Annotated in this window: 22 protein-coding genes, 1 tRNA gene, 1 pseudogene, 2 CRISPR repeat arrays and 1 riboswitch; of the genes and pseudogenes, 11 read left to right on the top strand and 13 right to left on the bottom strand. The window is 35.0% G+C overall.

Features of this window, described 5'->3' with window-relative positions; genetic code table 11:
• The 3 genes and pseudogenes from A9G11_RS13940 to A9G11_RS00175 all read right to left on the bottom strand — a co-directional run.
• Positions 1–154 (bottom strand): annotated as a pseudogene (locus tag A9G11_RS13940) (IS30 family transposase); the annotation flags it as partial.
• 145 nt (positions 155–299) lie between these two features.
• Positions 300–1,274: a sugar-binding transcriptional regulator gene (locus A9G11_RS00180; RefSeq protein WP_065617521.1), complete on the bottom strand. Its 975-nt coding sequence runs from the start codon at positions 1,272–1,274 to the stop codon at positions 300–302.
• A gap of 22 nt (positions 1,275–1,296) precedes the next feature.
• Positions 1,297–2,076: a triose-phosphate isomerase gene (locus A9G11_RS00175; RefSeq protein ID WP_065617520.1), complete on the bottom strand. Its 780-nt coding sequence runs from the start codon at positions 2,074–2,076 to the stop codon at positions 1,297–1,299.
• Between the two features lie 262 nt (positions 2,077–2,338).
• Between A9G11_RS00175 and pdxA the strand changes: the two genes are divergently transcribed.
• The 8 genes from pdxA (at position 2,339) to pepE (ending at position 11,473) form a co-directional block, all read left to right on the top strand.
• Positions 2,339–3,349: a 4-hydroxythreonine-4-phosphate dehydrogenase PdxA gene (pdxA, locus tag A9G11_RS00170; RefSeq protein WP_065617519.1), complete on the top strand. Its 1,011-nt coding sequence runs from the start codon at positions 2,339–2,341 to the stop codon at positions 3,347–3,349.
• Between the two features lie 19 nt (positions 3,350–3,368).
• On the top strand, positions 3,369–5,093 hold the full coding sequence (locus A9G11_RS00165) for a four-carbon acid sugar kinase family protein (RefSeq protein WP_065617518.1): 1,725 nt from the start codon (positions 3,369–3,371) through the stop codon (positions 5,091–5,093).
• Between the two features lie 22 nt (positions 5,094–5,115).
• Positions 5,116–6,084, top strand: coding sequence for a 2-keto-3-deoxygluconate permease (locus tag A9G11_RS00160; protein WP_065617517.1), 969 nt, complete (start codon positions 5,116–5,118; stop codon positions 6,082–6,084).
• Positions 6,085–6,699: 615 nt separating this feature from the next.
• The gene (locus tag A9G11_RS00155) at positions 6,700–7,458 is read left to right on the top strand and encodes an IclR family transcriptional regulator (protein WP_065617516.1); all 759 of its coding nucleotides are present in this window, start codon (positions 6,700–6,702) and stop codon (positions 7,456–7,458) included.
• Positions 7,459–7,488: 30 nt separating this feature from the next.
• Positions 7,489–9,108 (top strand): OPT/YSL family transporter, encoded by a 1,620-nt coding sequence (locus A9G11_RS00150; RefSeq protein ID WP_065617515.1) that lies wholly within the window; start codon positions 7,489–7,491, stop codon positions 9,106–9,108.
• Positions 9,109–9,147: 39 nt separating this feature from the next.
• Complete coding sequence (locus A9G11_RS00145) at positions 9,148–10,077, top strand: DUF1177 domain-containing protein (protein WP_065617514.1); 930 nt, start codon at positions 9,148–9,150, stop codon at positions 10,075–10,077.
• A 14-nt stretch (positions 10,078–10,091) separates the two neighbouring features.
• Positions 10,092–10,775: an AroM family protein gene (locus tag A9G11_RS00140; RefSeq protein WP_065617513.1), complete on the top strand. Its 684-nt coding sequence runs from the start codon at positions 10,092–10,094 to the stop codon at positions 10,773–10,775.
• An 8-nt stretch (positions 10,776–10,783) separates the two neighbouring features.
• Complete coding sequence (pepE, locus tag A9G11_RS00135; RefSeq protein ID WP_065617522.1) at positions 10,784–11,473, top strand: dipeptidase PepE; 690 nt, start codon at positions 10,784–10,786, stop codon at positions 11,471–11,473.
• 521 nt (positions 11,474–11,994) lie between these two features.
• Here the strand turns inward: pepE and A9G11_RS00130 are convergent.
• The 6 genes from A9G11_RS00130 to A9G11_RS00105 all read right to left on the bottom strand — a co-directional run bounded on the left by A9G11_RS00130 (position 11,995) and on the right by A9G11_RS00105 (position 18,033).
• A complete protein-coding gene (locus tag A9G11_RS00130; RefSeq protein WP_065617512.1) occupies positions 11,995–12,408 on the bottom strand; it encodes a J517_1871 family lipoprotein in 414 nt (137 codons plus the stop codon).
• A 142-nt stretch (positions 12,409–12,550) separates the two neighbouring features.
• Positions 12,551–13,312: direct repeats of the CRISPR family, unit length 29 nt; unit sequence CGGTTTATCCCTGTGCATACAGGGAACAC.
• Between the two features lie 616 nt (positions 13,313–13,928).
• Complete coding sequence (locus A9G11_RS00125) at positions 13,929–14,375, bottom strand: hypothetical protein (RefSeq protein WP_065617511.1); 447 nt, start codon at positions 14,373–14,375, stop codon at positions 13,929–13,931.
• A 331-nt stretch (positions 14,376–14,706) separates the two neighbouring features.
• Complete coding sequence (locus A9G11_RS00120) at positions 14,707–14,940, bottom strand: hypothetical protein (protein ID WP_065617510.1); 234 nt, start codon at positions 14,938–14,940, stop codon at positions 14,707–14,709.
• Positions 14,941–15,212: 272 nt separating this feature from the next.
• Positions 15,213–15,770 (bottom strand): GyrI-like domain-containing protein, encoded by a 558-nt coding sequence (locus A9G11_RS00115; protein WP_065617509.1) that lies wholly within the window; start codon positions 15,768–15,770, stop codon positions 15,213–15,215.
• Between the two features lie 312 nt (positions 15,771–16,082).
• On the bottom strand, positions 16,083–16,418 hold the full coding sequence (locus tag A9G11_RS00110) for a hypothetical protein (RefSeq protein WP_065617508.1): 336 nt from the start codon (positions 16,416–16,418) through the stop codon (positions 16,083–16,085).
• Positions 16,419–16,589: 171 nt separating this feature from the next.
• Positions 16,590–17,777: a CRISPR direct-repeat array (repeat unit 29 nt; unit sequence CGGTTTATCCCTGTGCATACAGGGAACAC).
• A gap of 184 nt (positions 17,778–17,961) precedes the next feature.
• Positions 17,962–18,033: transfer RNA gene (locus A9G11_RS00105), tRNA-Arg, on the bottom strand.
• A gap of 129 nt (positions 18,034–18,162) precedes the next feature.
• On the opposite strand from A9G11_RS00105, the gene A9G11_RS00100 reads away from it, so the two are divergent.
• The gene (locus A9G11_RS00100) at positions 18,163–18,921 is read left to right on the top strand and encodes an MlaA family lipoprotein (protein WP_065617507.1); all 759 of its coding nucleotides are present in this window, start codon (positions 18,163–18,165) and stop codon (positions 18,919–18,921) included.
• A gap of 58 nt (positions 18,922–18,979) precedes the next feature.
• Here the strand turns inward: A9G11_RS00100 and A9G11_RS00095 are convergent, their stop codons facing one another.
• Both A9G11_RS00095 and A9G11_RS00090 read right to left on the bottom strand, forming a co-directional pair.
• The gene (locus A9G11_RS00095; RefSeq protein WP_065617506.1) at positions 18,980–19,786 is read right to left on the bottom strand and encodes a TIGR03915 family putative DNA repair protein; all 807 of its coding nucleotides are present in this window, start codon (positions 19,784–19,786) and stop codon (positions 18,980–18,982) included.
• A 3-nt stretch (positions 19,787–19,789) separates the two neighbouring features.
• Positions 19,790–21,055 carry a putative DNA modification/repair radical SAM protein gene (locus tag A9G11_RS00090; protein ID WP_065617505.1) on the bottom strand — a complete coding sequence of 422 codons (1,266 nt, stop codon included), beginning with the start codon at positions 21,053–21,055 and terminating at the stop codon, positions 19,790–19,792.
• 241 nt (positions 21,056–21,296) lie between these two features.
• Between A9G11_RS00090 and fabB the strand changes: the two genes are divergently transcribed.
• Together fabB and asnA are read left to right on the top strand one after the other, a co-directional pair.
• Positions 21,297–22,508 carry a beta-ketoacyl-ACP synthase I gene (gene fabB, locus A9G11_RS00085; RefSeq protein ID WP_065617504.1) on the top strand — a complete coding sequence of 404 codons (1,212 nt, stop codon included), beginning with the start codon at positions 21,297–21,299 and terminating at the stop codon, positions 22,506–22,508.
• A 422-nt stretch (positions 22,509–22,930) separates the two neighbouring features.
• Complete coding sequence (asnA, locus tag A9G11_RS00080; protein ID WP_065617503.1) at positions 22,931–23,923, top strand: aspartate--ammonia ligase; 993 nt, start codon at positions 22,931–22,933, stop codon at positions 23,921–23,923.
• A gap of 487 nt (positions 23,924–24,410) precedes the next feature.
• Positions 24,411–24,500: riboswitch (TPP riboswitch) on the bottom strand.
• 115 nt (positions 24,501–24,615) lie between these two features.
• Here the strand turns inward: asnA and A9G11_RS00075 are convergent.
• Both A9G11_RS00075 and A9G11_RS00070 read right to left on the bottom strand, forming a co-directional pair.
• Positions 24,616–24,966 (bottom strand): DUF1161 domain-containing protein, encoded by a 351-nt coding sequence (locus A9G11_RS00075; RefSeq protein WP_065617502.1) that lies wholly within the window; start codon positions 24,964–24,966, stop codon positions 24,616–24,618.
• A 145-nt stretch (positions 24,967–25,111) separates the two neighbouring features.
• Entirely contained in the window at positions 25,112–25,351 is a 240-nt protein-coding gene (locus A9G11_RS00070; RefSeq protein WP_065617501.1) for a hypothetical protein, read from the bottom strand.
• Positions 25,352–25,467 lie beyond the last annotated feature (116 nt).

Below are 25,467 nucleotides of genomic sequence, written 5' to 3'. Positions count from 1 at the left end.
GACGATGATTAAGTCGATTCTCAACCGCTTTAATCTCTTCATCACTGATGCGATTAAATGCCAGTCTTTTTGGGAAGTATTGTCTGATTAATCCATTTAAATTTTCATTACTTGCTCTTTCCCATGAACTATACGGATGAACAAAATAGTATTGACAACAAAAAGTATTAGCTGAATTCCAGTTAATTTAGTTCGTTTTTAATTATGTGATCTTAATCATATTAAATTTTATATTAGAGTAAAAAGAATTAATGTGGTTCTTCCATTAATCATCATTCTTTACTTTTTAGATTTAAGATTCATTTAGTTTTGTTTTGTTGCAGACTTAGTACTGTTCTGGCATTTGAGGTACTGGTTGCAATAATATCTATTACGCCTGAACGTAACGCACCTAAAATAGCCGTAGCTTTTGTATTTTCAGAAGCAATAGCAATGACACAAGGGATATTGCGTAGTTCTTCAATACTCAAGCCGATGACACGATCATTCATCACCGTATCAACTGGATCACCGTTAATATCGAAAAATCCATAACCAGCAATATCACCGATAACACCTTGCTTTAAGGTTGCATCTGTTATCTCCTGTGGTGTAAACCAACCAAGTTGAACCATATAACTATTTTCATTCATATCACCAAGTCCAACTAAAGCAATATCAGCTTTAGCTGCACGCTCTAATGTATCTTTTATCACGCGATTTTGCATAAATGCCTGCTTCAATTCACGATTTTCAACATAAGCAGGGGCATAAAGTGTTTCACTTGTAGCGTTAAATTTTCTGGCTAAACTTCGACTGATATGATCGGCATCAATCAATTCACCAACTCGTTGAGTCCCACCAATTCCACAAATAAATTTACACTGTTTTTCAGGAAAAACACCTATATGGCTAGCAATTGCCGCGACATTACGCCCCTGTCCTACCGCAACTGTCATGCCATTTTTTAAAACACTAGATAGGTAATTAGTCACCAACGTTGCCACTTGTCGACGTTGTTCATCTTCATCTTGGTGATCTAAGGCTATAAGAGCGCGTTTAATTCCAAAATTATCAACAAATTGTTGTTCAATTCTTGAACTAAAAACCGGATGATATTTGACATTGATTTCAACAATACCTTCTGCTCTGGCTTTTTTTAGTAATCTTCCAACTTTAATACGAGAGATCCCAAAACGTTGAGCAATCTCCTCTTGAGTTTGTTCATACTCATAATAAGCAACAGCAATTTCGGTGAGTAGTTCTAATTCTTGTTTATCTTCAAATACGTCCATCTTATTAGCCTTTTATTTTTTATTATATCTGCTGATTTATAATAGATAATATATTACAAAAACCTTCTGCATGCCATGCACTACGACCAATAAATAATCCATCAATATTGGATTTTAAAATTAATGCTGCTGAATTACTGGGATTCACACTGCCACCATAGAGTAAAATCATTTTGTCAGCGATTTCATTTCCGTATAACTGAGTTAATGCATTTCTCAGTGCATGATGAATATATTCCGCTTCATCTGGCGTTGCCGGAACACCTTGTTCACCTATCGCCCAAATGGGTTCATAGGCAAAAATTACTTGAGTAGCTTGCTCTTTACTAACGCCTGACAAAGCAATTTTCATCTGTTTAACGACAACTTCTACTGATACTCCCCAACATTTTTCTTGAGCGCTATCCCCTACACAAACCAATGGCATAAGCCCATGATTGAGGGCGGCATGAACTTTTTTATTAATCGCAAAATCAGTTTCCCCACAATATTTTCGACGTTCACAATGCCCAAGTTCTACAAGCAAAGCTCCGGTATCTTTCACCATAAGAGCAGAAATTTCGCCCGTAAAAGCCCCGGCATCTTCGTAATGCATATTTTGTACACCTGTTAAGCAATTTACTTGATGTGTACTCATATAATCTGTTACTTCCCTAACTGCTGTGAAAGGGGGAATGACAAAGGGTTGGATAGAATCTTGTAAATTTTCTGGATAAAATGTTCTAAATTGTTCACAAAAGAGTAACGCTTCGGACAACGTTTTATTCATCTTCCAACTCGTACCTATGTAAATTTTTTTCATAAGGGCCTCCATTTAACAAAAATGATTAAAACACATGAATTAAAATAAAACAAATGTTCACACCTGAATACTATCAACAAACTTAGCTCTATTGCAATATTTATTACATTATTTTGTTTTTATCTTTAATTAAATATCTAAAATTCATTTATAAAAATGTGATCAATATCTCTTTCATTATTTTTTGTATCAAATAAAATGCTGAACTAAAGTTCATTATTAAATCATATGAACAGAACGAAAAATAATAAGGAGCTCATTTATGTCACAACATCGTTTACCTATCGTAGCTTTAACTATTGGTGACCCGGCAGGAATAGGACCGGAAATTTCAGTTGCAACCGTACAAGAAAAGAAAATCTATGAAGCTTGTAAACCTTTTTTGATTGGTTCTATACCTATTATCAAAAGAGCGATGAAAATAAAAAACTGCGATTTTAAAATCAATAAAATTGATAATCCATCTCAAGGAGAGTTTAAATTTGGAACAATTGATGTACTAGAGCCTAAACAATATGATTGCGAGAGTATTGAATGGGGTAAAGTACAAAAACTAGCCGGCCAAATGTCGTACGATTACATTCTCAAATCAATTGAACTTGGTTTAAATAATGAAATAGATGTTGTTTCAACAGCTCCCATACATAAAGAAGCAATTAAATTAGCCGGTTGTAAACAAGCTGGTCATACCGAAATTTATCAAGATGAAACACATTCTGATTACGGATTAACTATGTTTCATGTTCGAAATTTGAGAGTGTTTTTTGTTAGCCGACATATGGCATTAAAAGATGCGTGTGATTACGCCAATAAAGAACGTGTTTTAGCTTGTGTTAAGCAGATACATCACGAATTTACAGCACTTAATTTTGATAAACCACGTATCGCCGTTGCCGCATTAAATCCTCATGCTTCAGATAATGGCTTATTTGGGCATGAAGAACATGACAATCTCATTCCTGCTGTAAAAGCCGCTCAAGAATTAGGCATAAATGCCATAGGTCCTGTACCTGCTGATTCAGTGTTTCATTTAGGATTACAAGGACGTTATGACGCTATTTTATCTTTGTATCATGATCAAGGGCATATCGCATGTAAAACCCTTGATTTTGAACGATCAGTTACGATTACTTTTGGTCTGCCATTTATGAGAAGTTCTGTTGATCATGGAACTGCGTTTGATATCGCAGGCAAAGGCATTGCAGGAGCAGTCAGTATGATTGAATCAACCTTAGTTGCTTCAAACTATTGGAAAATGAAACACCACAAATAATGTGGCTAATGGAGGTTTTATGAACAAATTTCTTTATATAGAAAAGGGTGATAACGGATGGGGTGGACCACTACTGATCCCTGTCACTGAAGGCAAAAAGATAATTTATATCACAGCCGGTACAAGACCTGCTCTAATTGACAGATTAGTTGAGTTAACTGGTTGGCAAGCAATTGATGTATTTAAAGATCCTGAACCAGAAATAAGTACCATAGGATTAGCTGTTATTGATTGTGGTGGGACATTACGTTGTGGAATTTATCCGAAAAAAAATATACCGACCATTAATCTACATCCTTGTGGTAAATCTGGACCATTAGCCGATTATATTGTTGAAACACTGTATGTATCTGATGTGTCTCCGGCGAATATAATGCTCAAAAATGAGAATGGAGAATATGCAAAATTAGGTATTGTGTCGGATGATTTAACCGGTGCAACAACTGTAGGGGTATTGTTGGCACGATCTGGCATTGAAACTGCGGCTTTTTTTGATGCCAGTTCGCTTGAAAGTAGTCGAGATTATCAAGCTATGGTATTAAGTAGTGATAGCCGACCACTGCCTGCAGAACTTGCTCAAGAAAGAGTCAAATATGCCACTAAAGTACTTAAAGAAAAAGGCGCTACTCATTTTTCTAAACGAACTGACACAACTATGCGTGGTGGTATTGGATATGAAATAGATGCCATGCTTTCACAACTCGAACCCGATAGCATTGCAATTGTTGTTCCAGCCATGCCTCAATCCAATCGTATATTAGTCGGAGGTTACTCAATAATAGATAGTGTTACCCTAACTAAAACCGCGGTGGCAAGCGATGTCAGAACCCCCGTAAAAGAAGCGCACATACCTACATTATTAGCATCGCAAACAAAACATAAAGTAAGTCATATTGCCTTATCCACTGTTTTAGACGGTAAAGCATCACTCATAAAAGCATTAACTAACAACCGACATGAAGGTTCAAAAGTGATTGTCATTGATGCCGTTTCAATTGAAGACATCCAAACCATTACAGATGCGATTATTGAGATTGATTGGAATATTCTGGCTGTAGATCCGGGACCTTTTACAGAACGACTAGCATCAGTAAGATGCTTATCTAAATCAAATCGAGAGAATATTACTTCACCTCAATCAAAAAATACAGCAAATGGCGTTATCGTTATTGCTGCAGGAAGTGCCACACCTGTAACAAAAAAACAGTTAACTCACTTAATTAATACTAACTCAAATACCGTTCATATTCCTGTTGATGCTGAATTATTAATTGATATCAATAACTCTGCTGATGTAGAGATTAAACGATCGGTCGATTTAGCTATCCAACATCTAACGAATAAGCCCAATGCAATATTAGTTTTTGAAACAGCTTTAACCGGTAAAGTACTCGATCTTTCTGAACAAGAAAAACTCTTCGATCTCAAACAAGGTCAAGCTGCTAGCAATATCAATGTTGGACTTGGAAAAATTGTTAAAAGTGTTTTAGCAACCATAAAACAATCAGTAAAAGGGCTATATATGACAGGTGGTGACACTATGGTTAATGTACTTTGTGGTCTTGACGCCAAGGGTATTGAATTAATCGATTATGTCATTCCTCAAACTGATATTGGCCGAATTGTCGGTGGAGATTATGACGGAGTGATATGTGTAGGTAAAGGAGGATTAACCGGTACAGAAGATATCGCAACATCAATAGTCGAACGAATTTATCAAGAAGCAGAGAAATTTGAAATTTAACAATCAAATAAAAGGTGTTGTGATGAAAAATATTAATATTTTAGAGAAAATGAATAAAGTTCCTGGCGGATTGATAATTATTCCCCTATTGGCTGCGATATTGATTAATACATTTTTTCCTACGGCTCTTGCTATCGGAGGGCCAACTTCTGCCCTTTTTAAAAATGGTTCAACAGCTATGATGGGAATGTTCTTATTAATATGCGGCTCATCAATTAATATAAAACAAGCGGGCTTACCTCTGTATAAAGGATCCGTATTATTGTTTCTAAAAATTGCCGTTGGTGCTTTTGTCGGTTGGATCGTTGGTTCTTGTTTTGGACCGGATGGTTTTTTAGGACTATCCACATTAGTTATCATTGTATGTTTAACTAGCTCTAATAGTTCTTTATATATTGCCTTATGTGGTGATTATGGAGATGCAAGTGATGCGGGAGCTATTTCAGTATTTTGTATTAAAGATGGACCTTTTGTCAGTATGGTGGTACTTGGTGCAACTGGTTTAGCCAGTATTCCATTTGCATCATTAGTATCAATGATTGTTCCATTATTAATTGGTATGACTTGGGGAAATTTGGATAAAAAGTTCAAAGATCTTTGTTCTTCTGCTCAACCTTTAATTATCATAATTATGTCCTTTGCTATCGGTGCGAATTCAAGTATGAAAACCGTATTTGCTGCAGGATTATCAGGAATATTATTAGGAGTAATATCAGCTGTAACTGGATTAATATTTTTCTTCGCATATAATCTATTTTTAAAGAAGAAAACAGCATTAGGCGCAGCATTAGGTACCACCGCAGCAAGTTCAGCTTTAACACCGGCAATTGTCGCTCAAACCGATCCAGTCTTATTACCTTATGTTGATGCAGCAACGGCTCAGTTAGCAACAGCAAGTATCATTACCATGATTACTGCACCATTACTGGTTGCTTATTTCGATAAGAGATTAAAGGCAAATAAACCAATAGAAGAAACATCGACAAGTTAATATCAAACTCACTGTAAAATGATAAGATCTTATCTAAATAATAGTAATTGTGACGTTTATTACTGTCACAATTACTAAAATATCCAAAAAAGTATAAAGCTCAATTTCAAATTATACATGAATCAATTCTGCTTAAAGTCATAGTCTCAGCATGGGTTATTAAGGCTACCTACTGTTAGCCTCTGGTTTGAAATACAACTAAGTGGGAAATTCAAACAACAAGAGAAGGAGATGCTACTTTATTTTGTATAATTGATTAAATGATTAAGATCAATAAGTCAAAACGATACCGATTCAATTTAGACTTTTTTTCTGATTTAGTTAAAAAACTCACGTTAAGATCGGCTCAGTCAAATAAAAACTCAACCCATCAATCATTCTTACACGCTACAGAAATAATCAATCACTGTATAATCAGAAATACTCAAATCATTCTAGCAAATAGCAATTTATTAACTTTCATCAAACAATCTGCCTATCATAAATAATATTTATCTGAATCAAACTTTGTTTATATTAAATTATATTACTCACAAATCATTAGGTAATATTGTACATAATTTGATAACTTATATCTTATAAATTGAGACCTAGTCCCATATTTTGAGACTTTATATGAGTATATTAAATACCACAGCAGATATATTTAAATTAATGCGTCAACTAAAACGTGAAATTTACGTTAATGATTTGATTGCAAACTTAAACATGCCTAAAAGTACTGCTTCAAGAATTTTGAATCAGTTAGTTGATGCTGGTTTTTTAGAAAAAGAGCCTGACAAGCATGCTTTTAAAATTGGTCAACTAATGTTTGAAGTGACTCATTCTATTGGTTATCAAGTACCTTTAGCTGAACAAATTTTGCCATTACTTAATCAGGTATGCCAGCTAACTCATCATACTGGTTATATTTCATTACTTAGTGAGCAAGATGTATTAGTTCTTAATGCTATTGCCGGAAGTCATCCTTTACGTGTAGTAACCGAACCGGGTACACGTTCAAGTGCAATTGATACCTCTACAGGACGAGCAATCCTTGCCAGAATGAGTGATGAGGAAATAAAAGATTGGTTTTTTACTTTCTATGCGACCAATAAAGATGCACAACAGCTTTATACTCAGCTAATGCAAAGAATAACCAATGTCAGAAAGAACAGATACTCTTTTGCTATTAATGAAACTATACCGGGGGCAGCTTCGGTAAGCTGTGCTATTTTTGACATAAAAACCAATAAATATCTCGCCTTTTGCCTTACCTTTCCTGTAGCTCAAGATAGTGATGAACAGATAAAAACACTATCTCAGCATCTAAAAAAGGTCGCAAAAACTATTGGAGCAAAAGTGGGTGATACATATTGGATCGATCATGAATAATTTATTTTTACTATAAGACAAGAGAAAACTATGAACAATTCACTCCGCCAAAGCCAAGATAGCAATGATCTTAATAGCATTGAATATCTAAAATGCTTTAATCCTGCTACGTTTATTTTTCTTATCATACTTGCCATATTCGGTGCAATTATTGGTATTCAATTACTAACAACCTTAGGTGTCACGCCTAATACTGCAATTATTGGCGCATTAATTGCAATGCTAATCGCCCGTATTCCGCTATTTTTATTGAGACGGTTTCGATCTGTTCATGTGCAGAATTTAGCTCAATCAACTATATCAGCTGCAACCTTTGGCGCAGCAAATTGCTTGCTAATGCCGATAGCTATTCCCTATGTGTTCGGTCGTTCTGATCTGGTTATCCCATTATTTATAGGTGTATCACTAGCGATGTTACTTGATGGCTATTTGCTATATCGTATGTTTAATACCAATATTTTCCCTGCTAGTGGCACATGGCCACCGGGTGTTGCAGCTGCTGAAGCAATTAAAGCTGGAGATAAAGGTGGGCGCCAAGCAAAAATTCTTAGCGTTGGAATTATTGTTGGTGCTGTAGGAGCATGGTTTCGCATTCCAATGGCAGCATTAGGAACAGCGTTTATCGGTAATATTTGGGCGCTATTCATGCTTGGTGTTGGTTTTTTACTACGTGGTTATTCTATAGAGCTATTTAAAGTAAATATTAACGAATTATACATTCCTCATGGCATCATGGTTGGTGCAGGCTTAGTTGCATTGTTACAAGTTATTTTCATGATCAAGAAAAAACCCAAAGAACAGCTAACTAATAAAATGGCTGTCCAAACTGAAGGCGCAGATAGTAAGCGTATATCACGTTCTTTTACCATTGGTGCATTAGGTTACATGTCAATATCAATGTTTATTGCCGTCATAGCTGGTTTATACAGTGAAATGAGCCTTCCTATGTTATTGTTATTCATCTGTTACGCCGCATTTGCTGCATTTGTACATGAAATTATTGTCGGTATTGCAGCGATGCATTCAGGTTGGTTTCCGGCTTTTGCTGTGGCATTAATTACATTAATCATCGGTATTGTCATCGGTTTTTCTCCTGTCGCTTTAGTCATGTTATGTGGTTTTTCTGCTGCCACTGGCCCTGCTTTTGCTGATATGGGATATGATTTAAAAGCCGGTTATATGCTACGTAATAATGGTAAAGATTTAGCATTTGAAACCTTTGGAAGACGTAATCAATTTTTTGCTGCTTCATTAGCTTTTCTTGTCGCGATCCCTGTGGTCTATTTTTCATTCCCTCACTACTTTGAAATTGGAGCAATCCCACCGGTTGCTAAAGTATATACAGCAACTATACAAGCAGGGATCTCCCCAGATGTAACTAAATCATTGTTGTTATGGGCGATACCAGGTGCAATCATTCAATTAGTGGGGGGGCCTAAACGACAAATGGGCGTCTTACTTGCAACTGGTCTTTTGATTGCCAATCCTCTGGCTGGTTGGGCTGTAATGATTGGTATAGCCGTGCGCATATTAATTATGAAATTAGCCGGAGAAAAATGGAAAACTGACATGGAAGTTTTTGCTGCTGGATTAATAGCTGGAGATGCAATCTTCAACTTTTTTAATGCAATGTTCAAAGCCAATAAATAATACTAGACATATTATTAATAATTAATAAGGACAATTTTTATGAGTTTAATGCAAACACTTAATGTTTATGAAGCACTTGATAGTGCTCATGCATCAGGTAAAACCGTTGTTGATCTTTTTACTCATTACCCTAACGTTAAAGTTGAATATAAAACAATTAGCGGTCAAAAAGGGAGTACTGATTTTGTTAAGATCACCATCGTTGGGCAGACTGGCAAAATAAATCATGGTCAGTCCCCTACTTTAGGTATTGTCGGCCGATTGGGAGGTATCGGCGCTCGCCCAACCCGAATTGGTCTTGTATCAGACGGAGACGGTGCGATAGCTGCTATTTCAGCAGCATTAAAACTTGCTCAAATGCAGCAAAAAGGAGACACACTTCCGGGGGATGTAATTGTAACGACACATATTTGCCCAGATGCTCCAACTCGTCCACATGAACCAGTTGATTTCATGGACTCTCCGGTAGAAACCGAAGATATGAACGATCAAGAAGTATTACCAGAAATGGACGCAGTGCTTTCTATCGACACAACTAAAGGTAATCGTGTTTTAAATCATAAAGGTTTTGCAATTTCACCAACCGTTAAAGAAGGTTATATTTTACGCGTATCTGAAGATTTATTACGGATCATGGAAATGACCACAGGTAAATTACCCGTTACCTTCCCAATAACAACTCAAGATATTACACCATATGGAAATGATGTTTTTCATATTAACAGTATATTACAACCTTCGATTGCTACCTCTGCACCAGTAGTAGGTGTGGCAATTTGTACAGAAAGTATCGTACCGGGATGTGGAACAGGTGCAAGCCATGAAGTAGATATAGCTTTAGCCGCTAAATTCTCTGTAGAGGTAGCTAAAGAGTTTACCCGTGGTATCAGCCACTTTTATGATGCCACCGAATACGCTCAATTACTTAAATTATATGGTTCATTAGCACACTTACAAAAAAGACAATAAATAGGAAAGGTAAAATGTCCAATAAACGATTAGGTACGATAACTATTGGTCAAGCACCCAGAACAGATATTACTCCAATTCTGGCTGCACATATTGCAAATGATGTTGAATGTATCCATCTTGGTGTATTAGATAACTTTGATAAACAAACCATCAATAATAGATTCAAACCACAACATGGTGAAGCAATTTTGACAACTCGTTTATTGGATAATACTTCGGTTATTTTAGGTAAAACAGAAGTCCAAAAATGTCTACAACACAAAATTGATGAATTACAACAAAAAAACTGCTCAATTATCGCCCTGCTTTGTACTGGTGAATTTCATGGACTAACCTGTAGAAAGTCGTTATTGATCGAACCGGATCGCGTTATACCTCCAACAATTTCTGCTATTATTGGTAATCGGAAACTTGGTATCATAGTACCGTTAAAAGAACAGATAAATAGTGAAGCAGCAAAATGGCAAGGATTAAAACAACCACCCTGCTTTTCAGTTTCTTCACCTTATATCGGAACAGAAAAAACACTAACAGAAGCAACTGAAGAGTTATTAAAACAACATGTTGATTTAATTATTTTAGATTGTATGGGATTTACTTATATCCACCAAACGATTGTAAAACAATTAAGTGGCAACGTTCCGGTTGTATTATCTAATGCCTTATTAGCCCGTTTGTTGGCTGAATTAATGTGAGAAAAATGATGAAATTACTATTGTTAAGCAATTCAAAACTTCCTAACAAACAATACTTGGAGTATGCGCTAAAACCTATAAAGCAGTTTATTGGTGAAAAAAAGCACGCTATTTTTGTTCCCTATGCAGGTGTTACCCAATCTTGGGATGACTACACCACTAAAGTCCAAAGTGCATTGGCAAGTTTATCTATTGAAATTACTGGGATCCATACGCTAGCAGAGCCAATCAACGCTATTGAACAAACTGAAATCATTATCGTTGGTGGAGGAAATACCTATAACTTACTAAAACAGTGTCGGGAAAATAAAATTATTGAGGCAATCCAACAAAAAGTAAAACAAAATGGTCTGTATATTGGTTGGAGTGCCGGTGCTAACTTAGCCTGCCCTACAATCTGTACGACTAATGATATGCCTATTGTCGATCCTAAAGGCTTTGATTCTCTTAATCTGATTGATTATCAAATCAATCCTCATTACACCAATGCCTTACCACAAGGACATCAGGGAGAAACTCGTGATGATAGAATCGCTGAGTTTTTAGTAGCTCAACCGAATTACCAAGTTATTGGCTTACCCGAAGGTGATTGGTTAGTGGTTGAAAATGGCCAATCACAACTGCATGGCAGTAAACCTGCTTTCAGATTTAAATCTGACCACTCAAAAGAAGAATTACCTGTTGGAAGTCAATTTTAATAACCGACAAAATAGCAATTATAGACAAGATGATTACTCATCTTGTCCTAAAAATAAGCAATACATCCCTTATAATATGTTTTACCAAAAACCTGTATAAAATGCGCTATTACTTTATAAATAGATAAATCAGTTGAAGTAATTTTTTGGATTGACTGTTGCAGATAATGACATTGAATTAATCATAAAAATAAAGAGGATAAACATCACTCATCGACTATCAATATGGGTAATTTTATATTTTAAAAGACACCTATTTTTAATAAAACCTGCAAACACTCTATCGAACGCAATTAAATCCTATTAACTTAACCAAAATCTTTACAGACATTTTCAACATTTATTCTTAGCCATTAATTAAATTATTTATTACTAACAAATTGATTATGATCTGTAACTCAATCACTTTATTTTTTTATTATCTTACAAACCGTTATCATATCAAATTTCAGCTGTATTTATTTAATTTTTAACGCATTTTATTATTACAATAAAAACAAGCAAAAAGAGTAATAATGAGCTTATTTAACATTTGCTTCACAAGACACGGATGACTTAGTGTAATTATCATCTCGATGAAACGTATATTTTTGTCTTGGGAAATGACTAGTAGTAACATTAAATTGGTTAGCATTAAAACTATCAATACCAAATTTATCGCCTGTTTGCATAATAACTGCTGAGCCATTATAGATAAGCTTATACAGAACAACTCTTCTGTTCAACGAATAACAAAGTACTCCCGTACCATTAGAATTTATTTTCATTGTAGTCAAATATGGTCCATAAGGCCCCGCCCCAGCAACCCATACCCCAACTATCTTACTATCAGCTTCTTGTGGCACAGATGCTAAATAATCATTATCACTTCCCACAGTACTACATCCAGTAGTCAACAAACACAGTATTAACGAACAAAAAAGAATTTTTTTCATACTATTTCCTTATAAATTATTTAATTTAATAGTATGAAATTTATAAAGTAAGGACAAGAGAAAAAACACCAAACACAGATGCATAATAACCCTGTGCATGCAAGGAACACTTTTTTAATAATTCAAATATCCATTTAGGGCGCGGTTTATCCCTGTACATACAGGGAACACGGGCAAATATGTGGTTTGACTGCCCCGGCTCCCGGTTTATCCCTGTGCATACAGGGAACACAACAAACTAAACCCATTTTTGGCGCTAAATGACGGTTTATCCCTGTGCATACAGGGAACTCAAGCTGTTGATGTTTCCACGCTGTCACCGGTCGCGGTTTATCCCTGTGCATACAGGGAACACATCAGTTAGTTTTTTGATTGTTTCTGGTGTTACGGTTTATCCCTGTGCATACAGGGAACACTGCGGCATCATTAGGGTGATCGTTGTCCGATCCGGTTTATCCCTGTGCATACAGGGAACACTGGTTGGGGCGTTTGATGCGATTTCGCCTATACGGTTTATCCCTGTGCATACAGGGAACACGCTGTTGCTGGAGATTATAAAAAAGGTGACGCCGGTTTATCCCTGTGCATACAGGGAACACAACCATTAAGCAGAATATAGGTCGCGTATTTGCGGTTTATCCCTGTGCATACAGGGAACACGTTATATAACAGTTACATGTAAAACGAGGCTCCGGTTTATCCCTGTGCATACAGGGAACACTGCCGTCACACCAATCCAACCATCATCGCCAACGGTTTATCCCTGTGCATACAGGGAACACTAACTCCATGTCAGATTAAATGTATTACTGACCGGTTTATCCCTGTGCATACAGGGAACACGGTCAAAAAAAATCAATCAGAGACAATTTTTACGGTTTATCCCTGTGCATACAGGGAACACTCTAATTATAACCTATTGTTTAATAATTAAAATAGTGAGGTCGAAATTTCTACCAACTTTTTAGTATAAAAATCATACTATTTTTTGCAAAAGATGAACATGTTTTTTGCACAATAAACTAAATCTTGTGTTATTCAATATATGTCCAATCATTTCTTCTGATTAACTACTCAAGAAAAAGGTTATCAATTGAACTCGACTGAGGCTTTAACTTTTATTTATATATTATATTATCTTTGACGGCAAAGGTGGGTATATCAATACATTTGCGTTAATAGTATTTGATTTATGGCGTTTGATGAATAAAAACTGACTCTCATCGGTTGTTTTAGTTTATGTATTATTTTAAGGAACGATTTATCGTTATACGATAAGGACATTAAGTTAACTTTGCATCTACAATTAAAAGTACCAGTTTAATCCGATAAATACTAAAAAGTCGTCACATATTTACTATCTGTATTCATCAATAAATCTAAGAACTTTGACCCTTGACGATATTTTAATGACAGCATTAGGTTTAATTTTTCATAAAGTATTGCTGATTTATTTGCCAAGACAATTCCCTCATTGAAGAAAGGTATTAGTTGGTAATCATTCAATCTATTGTGTAATATTATTCATTAATACGCTTGCAGTATAACTCTGTTTTCAATTTGAAATTATCCTTTTCATGATGATCATATCTATTTTCTATAATAGTTGTTATTTTGAATTTATCTCTTGACAAATATTCAATACTATCATCACGTTCTATCGTTACATCTATAGAGGTTTTTTGCGGAGGTCGTTTTTCATAAAAAGCGTATAAATTGAATTCACTAGAGATCTTACCTATATCAATCCAAAGTCTCTCATTTTTCATATAAAACTTGGTGGGAATTTTCTCTTCTTTTTGTTCAGGAAAATTGCCAAAATTCTGATAGATACCGTCCTTCCACAATACTCTATAGTCAAAACAAGTACACTCCCAACTCCCTATAAGATAGCGGTTGGTAATTTCATTATCATTACATCCAAACAAAGTTAAGCAACCCAAGTAAATCAATACCAATTTTTTCATCATATATCCTTATAAGGCATGATGAATAATGGTATTTGATTTAAAGAACATGAGCAATAAAAAACATTTAAACATTTTAAGTAATTTTTATATGAAAGGTATACTAAGGATTAGATATTTATATAGGAGTTATGTCATATCGGTGTTGGTCTACTTCTTGTGATATCGTAGCTGACCAACTGTTTTAGGTTATCAATGAAGTGGTTTATTTTTTCAAACAACAAAAAGTCAGCTTAGCGAGTGATTAATTTTAGACAATTTAACCGTATAAATATGCTTTATTATTTAGGTGTTGATAAATCATTTATGAGTTGTTAATTTCCTACAATCTTCATTTCTTGTTACCAAAAAAAAGTACATTTTTATAAGTTGTGTTTATGTTGTCTAAAAGTTCAAATGCTTCGGGTTGCACTGCGTTTGCAAAACGTTTTTTAATTTCTTGAGGAACATAACCATGTTCAATAACTTGACAAATAATTTCATGTAATATACTGCCTTGTATATCATAAACGTCATTGACTTGCTTATAAATAAAGTCATATTTCACATCAATTTGATCTTTCATTGGGCTACTCCTAATTTTGGAAAAAGTAAGTCACCTTCTACGAATAGGTTGCTGTTATTATTCGAAATTAAATCCTATTGGCGATCTTTTCGATTATTGTTATCAAGCTTGGAAAATAATAGTCCTAAGTCAACCTTTATCACTATCTGAGATCTAAAATATTTCACTTTAATTTAATTAATATTATGCGATCGTTTTATTAAGAGTAACCACAACCTGCTGAAGCGGTTTGTTGATACGTCTCGTTAAATAATAACTTATTAATATAAAATCTATTTTGGACAAATACGATATAAAATAATCGTTTTTAGTTTGTCTCTATCTGTTTTGGTTGGATCGGAAAGATATATTTCCTCATGACTATTTTCAATTATTTTCATTCCATTTGAAGAGATATAATCTAATAAAATTTCAATCGTTTTGCCTTCATTTGCATAAGATCCAACATGCAAAATATAGGCTACTTTTCCATATTGCCATTGTTCTAGCTTTACATTATCTATATCTTGACCGCTTGTTGGTAAATTAGTCACATCATTTGGTAACGGTAGCGCATAAGTCCCGATCCAATCACTTTTGTTTTTTACCATATTAATTTGTGGCCAACGACCTCTTAACTTATCGACTTTAAATACATGGCCATTTGCTTTGTATATTTTCCTTACGCCATATGCTGCCGTATATAATGGCTTCATCAATTTGCTTGTTTCTGTATTTGGATCGCCAATAACATCAATAGAAACAACTTGTTGCATTGGCATGTCACTGATTTTAGGTATTCCTTCTTTTATCTTATAATCTAATCCTTCATGCATATTCATTTCATCCATAGAACAATCCTTATATTAAATAGTTTTTCATAACATCCTTTAAAAAAAGGATAAAGAAATTAGAGTATTTCTGTTTTATTAGATTTTATTATTATCCCTTATCATAATTGAACGAGAAAGAATACGTCAACTCTGCTAATTTCCTTTCAAGATTGTATTTAACATGCAGCTTGACCATAAAATAAGAACGTAAAATAACACTCAAGCCTATTAGATAAGGTTTTTCGTTTTGAGTTAGTGTGTTAAGTACCTTTTAAAGCTATACAATTAAATAGCCAAACCAACCAAACAGCTAATCAAGTTAAAAATAAATTATTTTAATTCAAAGTTTTCGAAATTCCATTTTTCAGTAGACATATTATATTCAAGATTCATTGAGAAGTGACTTCTAACAATTCCACCAAAGGAATTTTCGGCATCAACGTCACCTTCAATATAATAATGACATATACCATCCTTTTCACCAATTTCAATTAAGCCATTTTTATCTGAATTCGGGAATGTTGCTGTTGACGGTAATTGTAATGTTGATTTGACTTTATCCAGAGCCTGCTTCCTAACTGACTTCTCTGTATCAGGGCATGTATTGTCTTTACCACAACCAGTCAAAATCACCCCTAATAACCCGATCAATAAAATTCGTTTCATACCATTCTCCTTTTATTTTTTTGTAATAGTATGTTATTTAGGCAATTCAAACAACAGAAATCGACTTTCGCCAGTTATTTAGGTTTACATATTGATTTAATGGTTCACCTTCAAAAATAGAATTAAACACCTTCACACATGAAGAGCAATAATAATCAATATCTATCCATACGACTTATCCCTGTGCATACAGGGAACACTTTTGTAATCGGCACTGTGCGATTGCGCCGCCCGGTTTATCCCTGTACATACAGGGAACACATTAAGTTGCCGACTGGCATTTTTAAGAAATCCGGTTTATCCCTGTGCATACAGGGAACACAATTTGCGGGAATCTGTTAGTTATTCTATTCGCGGTTTATCCCTGTGCATACAGGGAACACTACTGGTCAACTTAGAGCTTAAACCCAGCGAGCGGTTTATCCCTGTGCATACAGGGAACACGATTGTCATTTTGCTTATTTTAGCCTATTTTGCGGTTTATCCCTGTGCATACAGGGAACACAAGTTCAGGCTGATAGTACGGCGTGAGTATTGCGGTTTATCCCTGTGCATACAGGGAACACGCTAATTGTAATTGTGTGGTCATGTTTACCTACGGTTTATCCCTGTGCATACAGGGAACACCTGTATATTAAATGCTGAAACAATAAAAAATCCGGTTTATCCCTGTGCATACAGGGAACACACTGGAATTACGCAGATTAGTTTATGAACGAACGGTTTATCCCTGTGCATACAGGGAACACGCATCCTTACCGAATTGGCAATAATCTATATGCGGTTTATCCCTGTGCATACAGGGAACACTTGCATATATTTAATCTTGATTTGTAATGCTGCGGTTTATCCCTGTGCATACAGGGAACACGAGTTCACATAAATTAGAACGGTGCTTTATTTCGGTTTATCCCTGTGCATACAGGGAACACGCAATTTCACAAGTTCATATGAAAAATTTCAACGGTTTATCCCTGTGCATACAGGGAACACGATAATGAGCATGTTAATGAGTTCAAAGAATCCGGTTTATCCCTGTGCATACAGGGAACACTTAACACTTACTGACTGCCGTGTTCCTGTTGGCGGTTTATCCCTGTGCATACAGGGAACACTAGACTGACTGATAAACTACCTGTATATAATCCGGTTTATCCCTGTGCATACAGGGAACACTAAATGTCATGATAAATAGTTACGCGTGTTTGCGGTTTATCCCTGTGCATACAGGGAACACTGCATCAAGTTTATTGTACTGAACCTGCCCGCCGGTTTATCCCTGTGCATACAGGGAACACAGTCTGACAAGTGCGCTTTGATAGCTCATAATCGGTTTATCCCTGTGCATACAGGGAACACTCTTATTATAACCTATTGTTTAATAATTAAAATAGCATGACCAAATTTTCTACCAACTTTTTAGTTCAAATATTAATCAAGTTATTTTTCCTACTTTATTGATTTTTAATAAATTATAATTTTGAGAATATTAAACAGATGAAATGTACCGCGGTTGAATTTGTTTATCTGAATCAAATAATTTTGACCCCAGCAGGAATCGAACCTGCAACTAGCCCTTAGGAGGGGCTCGTTATATCCATTTAACTATGAGGTCATCGACGGGGAAAGTTATTTTAGTAAATTTACACAGATAATGCCAACCAAATAACGAAAAATTTTCTATTTTGAGTAAACATGATACAATTATTGAATCTGGAATTTGATATTTTTAATTAAAAATACTATGAAAAAGAAAATTGCTGGGGTGTTGTTTTGTGTAATGGGATTGACAAGTTGTGCAACTTATCAGCCAGAAACAAATAGTTATAGTGACCCACTGTCAGGATTTAATAAGGCGATGTTTAATTTTAACTATTATGCGCTCGATCCTTATATTTTAAGACCCGCTGCTGTAGTATGGAAGGATTATGTTCCACCCCCTATTCGTACTGGTGTAGTGAACTTTTCTTATAACCTTTCAGAACCTGCATCTATGGTAAATAATTTGCTTCAAGGTGAAGTTCATAAAGCAGGAACCCACCTTGCCCGTTTCTTTTTAAATACGGTGTTTGGTATTGGTGGATTAGTGGATGTCGCCAGTATGGTTGATCCGCAATTACAAAAAGGCAATAAGCGGAGTTTTGGTGATGTGTTAGGTTATTATGATGTACCTTACGGCCCTTATGTTGTTCTACCTTTTTATGGTTCAGCAACTTTACGTGATGAGGGTGGCGGTATAGTCGATACACTTTATCCTCCTCTTGTTTGGCTTGATTGGCAATGGGCTTTGGTACGTGGTATCTTTGACGGTATTGAGGCGCGAGCTGTTGCTATTGAATATGAGGATCTAATTAAAAATAGTGATGATCCTTATAACTTTATGCGTAATGCCTACTTCCAACGTCATGATTTTGTGGCTTCAGGCGGTAAAGTTGATGAGGAGAAACAACAGCAACGTGAAGAGTCTATTGGTAGTTTTATCAATGATATAGATTCTGAATAATCATTTTAATTTGCTAAAATAGCTAGTATTAACCGCCGGTAAAATCGGCGGTTTTTTATTATTTTTTTCCTTTCATTTCAGGAAGATATTGCCAGAATCGTTTGGGCATTTGTTGTCGTTGTAATTTATGATTTTCTCTTTCTTTAATTGTAAGTGCTTCGCAATAACGATGCCACATTGATTGAAAAAGGATTTCATCTTCACTCAGATATTTTTGGTTAATTTGGCTATCTATAATTAAATCATCTCGATCACCTAGTGATATCTGTTCGATCTTTTCTAAATCGTATAAAAAGCCATATTGTCGTTTTTCATCATATATTGCCCATTTTTGATCGGCATAACGATCTTTGAAAAAATCAAGTACCAGAGGTAGCGCGTTATAGATAGGAGCAACAATTGCGAAATAGATCTTTTCGTTAACCATTTGTTCAGAATTATTGGTTGGATTTTTAAGCACATTGAACCGAACAAATTGCAGTAAATATTCACGTTCTTTGCCGACTTTACGAGATATTTCCCTTATAGTAAGCACGTCAGGATCAGCAAAATCTGTTTCAATTGAGTAAGGGGATTTAAATACTTTACATATATAGCGAAAAATCATTAAGTCATTTTCTGGAAGCTCAGAAAGCCATACACTCATCAATTGATGTAAGGTAATTTTACTTATTTTCTTCTTTAGCGCTGTTTGAACTCGTTCATATTTGTTATTGCGAATTTCAACGTAGTGGCTTTCTGATGTTAAAAGCGGTTCGATCTCTCCTTCTGCAACCAACGCTTCAGGCATTTTTTTGAGTTTGAAAGCATCAAAAACCGCACAAAGTAGTCCTTCAAAGGTTTTATCATAATAAAACACTAGCATAACTTACCACCCCATAACCAATTGCTGTGGCATATTGGTTGTTTTGGCTTCAAGTAATGGTTTTTCTTGTAAAGATAGTCGGATATATTCTTCAGAAGAATGGAGTAATTTAAATCCTCTCATCTCATGACATAAAATAAAAAATTGCGCACGCTTAAGTACTACTCCTATTCGTTTAAGCGCTTGTAAATTCAGCTTACGATGTCTCCTTGCTAAAATAATCAATTTAGCCGATTTAACGCCAATACCAGGAACACGCAAAATTTTCTGATAACTATCGCGATTTACATCTACAGGAAAGAATTGTGGATTGCGTATTGCCCATGACAATTTTGGATCTACAGTGAGATCAAGATCAGGGTATTTGTCATTAACGATTTCATTAACATCAAAATCATAGAAGCGAAGTAACCAGTCAGCTTGATATAATCGGTTTTCACGTACTCTTGGTACCTCTTGTACCACTGGTAAGCGTTTGTCGTAACCATTAACTGGAATGAAACCTGAGTAATAAACACGTTTCATACTTGGTCTTTTGTAAAGTTTAGCTGTTAATTGTAAGATCTGATTGTCGGTTTCGTCAGTTGCCCCGATTATAACTTGGGTACTTTGCCCTGCTGGTACAAATTTTGGTGTTGATCTTATTTTTTTACGATCTTCAATATTTTCCAGCAAATTTTGTTGAATATGTCGCATTGGTTGATAAATGCTTAGATGATCCTTATCTGGTGCGAGTAATTTGAGATTTTTCTCAGTAGGGATTTCTAAATTAACACTCATTCTATCAACTAATAAACCAGCTTGACTAATGAGTTCGTTGCTAGCTCCTGGTATCGCTTTCATATGAATATAGCCATTGAAAGCGTATTCATCACGTAATATCTTGACAGCTCTAATCATTTTTTCCATGGTATGATCGGCGTTTCTTACGATACCAGAACTTAAAAATAATCCCTCGATATAATTACGACGATAAAATTCAATAGTTAAATCAGCTAGCTCTCTGGGTGTAAAACCCGCTCTTGGAATATCATTACTTTGCCGATTAATACAATATGCACAATCAAACATACAATAATTAGTCAGCATTATTTTAAGTAGAGAGATGCAGCGACCATCCGCGGTAAAAGTATGACACAATCCCCAACCATGTGCGTTACCTACGCCTTTACTTTTGTTTGATCGAGAAGTACCACTGGACGCACAAGAAATATCATATTTCGCTGATTCTGCTAATATTTCGAGTTTGGATATCATCTTTTCATTCATTTTTTAGCCACTTAAAATAACTGTTTATTCATACAGTATTATAGTAAGATTTTTCTACTTAGCAAGTAAATAATTTATGTAAAGATGATTAAGAATTAGTGTAAATTTAGTATAAATAAATAGGATATTGCTTTTCTGTTCACGAATAAATAGATTATAGGTATTGTTCAGCTTACAAGTGTACGCTATAATCACTTCAATTTTTCTTATGAAGCCAGATTATTTAGGAGTAGGACATTAAATGAAACGTGTTGTTATTACAGGGTTAGGTATTCTTTCAAGTATTGGGAACAATACTAAAGAAGTTTTAGAATCCCTAAAAGTTGGACGAAGTGGAATAACTTTTTCACAAGAGATGAAAGATAGTGGCATGCGTAGTCATGTATGCGGAAATGTTAAATTAGATACAACAGGACTGATTGATCGTAAAGTGGTCCGCTTTATGAATGATGCTTCTATTTATGGTTATCTAGCTTTACAACAAGCAATTGAAGATGCAAAACTTACCCCAGAACAAGTATCTAATCCACGAACAGGGTTAATTGCAGGCTATGGTGGTTCAACGAAAACCCAATATTCAGTTGTTGCTGGCATGAAAGAGAAAGGGTTACGTGGTGTTGGGCCCTATGCGGTAACTAAATCGATGTCTTCAGCAATTTCTGCGTGTTTGGCAACACCTTTTAAAATTAAAGGGGTGAGTTACTCCATGACTTCTGCATGTGCAACATCAGTACACTGTATAGGCCATGCAGCAGAGCTAATTCAACTTGGTAAACAAGATATTGTTTTTGCTGGTGGTGGTGAAGAGTTGTGTTGGGAAATGTCTTGTGAATTTGACGCAATGGGCGCTCTATCAACCAAATATAACGATACACCTGAAAAAGCTTCTCGCGCTTATGATGCAAATCGAGATGGTTTTGTTATTGCAGGTGGCGCTGGCATGGTTGTCGTTGAAGAATTAGAACATGCACTAGCTCGTGGCGCGCATATTTATGGTGAGTTAGTTGGCTACGGCGCAACATCTGATGGTTATGATATGGTTGCCCCGTCCGGTGAAGGTGCAATGCGTTGTATGCAACTTGCTATTCAAGATCTTGATGCTCCTGTTGATTATATCAATACCCATGGCACATCAACACCTGTTGGTGATGTGAAAGAGTTGTGGGCAATTAAACAAGTCTTTGGCGATAATATTCCAGCTATTTCTTCAACTAAATCAATGACAGGTCATTCATTAAGTGCAACTGGCGCTCAGGAGTTAATTTATTCATTATTAATGTTAGAGCATGGTTTTATCACTCCAAGCATTAATATTGATGAATTAGATGAAGCGGCAATTGGTATGAATATTATTACTGAGCCAACCGAACGTGAATTGACCACCGTGATGTCAAACAGTTTTGGTTTTGGTGGTACTAATGCTTCAATTGTAATGAAAAAATACAATGCATAGATGCAGAGCATAAAATAATAACCAAATTCATTTAAAGTATAGAAAGCCGATCTTACTAAGTAAGATCGGTTTTTACTCTCTCTACACCCGTAATATAGAGCTTGCTAGCTTATATTTTCCCTCAATTTAGCACTTCTTAACCAACACTTTTTCATATAACATTGGCTATCACACGAATAACAAAATGTTAACATATTGAACTAGCGAACGTTCGTTATATGTTCACTATAAAGAAGCTGTAAACAACTTAACAAAAAATCAGTGTTGTACTGCCTAGGATCTAAATTACTACTTTTTTATACTAAAACGTATAGTTAACCTGAAACATTTTTACATCAGGTAAGCATATATTCTAACTTGCATATTTCTGTTTTCTAGTTTAATTTAATTAGCGCAGGTTAACTAATACTTAAAGAGTCTATATGTCTATATCATTCAAAGAACAACAACAACGAATTAGTTTTGTAAAACATTTTTTTGCCGAGCAATTAGCCGAAAACCTATCCCTCATTGAAGTACAAGCACCACTGCTAAGTCAAGTTGGTGACGGCATTCAAGATAATTTATCCGGAACTGAAAAAGCAGTTCAAGTTAAGGTCAAAGCTATTGCTGATAAGCAATTTGAAGTGGTTCATTCCCTTGCTAAATGGAAGCGTAAAATTTTAAGTGAGCATCATTTTGCCGTTGGTGAAGGACTTTATACCAATATGAAAGCATTACGTCCGGATGAAGATCAGCTATCCCCTATCCACTCTGTTTATGTTGATCAATGGGATTGGGAAAAGGTGATGCGTCCTGAAGATCGTAATTTAACCTATTTAAAACAGACCGTTGAAAAAATTTATTCAGCGATTAAAGCTACGGAAAAAGCTGTTTGTGAAAAATATCATTTGTCACGATTTTTACCTGAATCGATCACATTTTTAGATAGTGAACAACTGTTGCAACGTTTTCCTAACCTATCACCTAAAGAGCGTGAAAATGCTATTGCCAAAGAGCTGGGGGCGGTGTTCTTAATTGGTATTGGTGGTAATTTGTCGAATAACGAAAAACATGATGTACGTGCGCCTGATTATGATGATTGGAGCAGTGATAATGAGTTAGGCTCAAAAGGGTTAAACGGTGACATTTTAGTTTGGAATCCTGTCTTAAATAGCGCCTTTGAAATTTCCTCCATGGGCATTCGGGTGAATGCTGAAACCTTGAAACGTCAATTAAAAATAACTAATGATGAATCTCGTTTACAAATGGCTTGGCATCAAGCATTAATTAATGGCGATTTACTACAAACTATTGGCGGTGGTATAGGTCAATCACGTTTAGTAATGTTGCTTTTACAGCAAAAACACATTGGACAAGTCCAAGCCAGTGTTTGGGATGATTCAATAAAACAACATTATCAAAATTTATTGTAATTATTCTATTTTAGCTTTCCCACTTTTAAATGAGTGGGAAGGTAAGATAAACGAACAATTCATTACTTTTACCCTAACCCTTTGCCACAGAACCAATGGTTACTGAGAAAATGACCAATATACATAACCCTCATATATTAAGCACTTGTTCTACCTTTTATTAGCAACTTCCAATAGCTAAATCTAGTTTGATTTGAATTAACGTTTTTAGACTTGTTAATATTTGGCATTGTTCATCAATAATATGGCATTTATCGATAGCTAATCCAAAAACATGTGATCCAGGGTGTTGAACAGACAATCTTACTTTAAATGATATTAACAATAAGATTTAAATTAAGATCACTATACCTATTTTTTAAACAGCTTCATGTTTTAAAATCTTATTTTTAACCTAATTTGTTTAGATCTAATCATTGCATCAATGTTTGAGTATGATTGCAATTTTAATGATGAACCGATTAAAGGATAAAACAATGTTATCGCTAAACGAGTGGTTTGATACTCCCTTCGTCGGTACTAACCGCATCAGGTTCAACGGGTATGATCTCAGCCAATGGCACCCCGGATGAAATAATTAGAATAGTATTAATAATGGATTAAACAATGAGTTTAAATAATTACCAATACTGATTATGGTGTGTATACTTTTTTGCCTATTCTAATTATGTTTTACTTATTTTTTGAATTAATTACTCTTGATAAGGAGTTGATTCATTTGTAGATTCATCAGGTTCAGATTGATTTTTTTCAACAGGTGCTTGAGTTTGTGACTCTGCTTTTTCAGTTTTTTTGCTTGATGTATAAACATCATCTAATCTAACATAAACAATATTTTGTTGGCCATGATCACATCTTCCCACCACTTGTCCTTCAATTTGTTCTTGTGATTGATCGGCTGGTACAAGTTTTAATTGAAATTGTGAAGCATCAACTCCATTGTTTTTAATTTTTTCAGCTATATTGGCGCTAATTTCATCACAATTTGATGCAGCAGCAATCATAGGAAGGCTTAATAATAAAACTGAGACTAATTTTTTCATACCCTTTTCCTTTCTTATTAAATAAATGACAATAACATCGGATGCATTATAAGACTATTAGTATAACTGTCTATATTATTTTAGCGGAAGATTAAAAAAATTGTATTGTCATTATGCGTAAAAAAATAACCATTTTTCAACGTAGTTATGAGACTGATATTTTACTTTGTTGATCTTCTAAACATTTTAATTTATTTAAAATCCAAGCACGAATATCAGCGAGATCGGCTTGAGATAATCCATTAACAAAATCACGCTTTTCATGTAATTTGTTTCTATCTTCCTCCGTTAATACCACCCCTTTTAAATTTAATAACACTTCTTTACGATATACCGAATAAATAAAGTCTTTTATTAAATCATCTGAAAGATTAATTGTTGTCATAAATATTCCTTCCTTATAATAGTGTGACTTACTTATTAAACAAACACTTGATCTAAATCCTTAACATATAATGATAGAAAGGAAACATTAGCGAGCTTAATTTGCCGTCAATATCT

The organism is Gilliamella sp. wkB108, assembly GCF_001690195.1.
In the GTDB taxonomy this organism is placed as follows: Bacteria; Pseudomonadota; Gammaproteobacteria; order Enterobacterales; family Orbaceae; genus Gilliamella; species Gilliamella apicola_L.
Note: the sequence above shows the minus strand (reverse complement) of the source record. Positions and strands in the feature narration are given on the sequence as shown.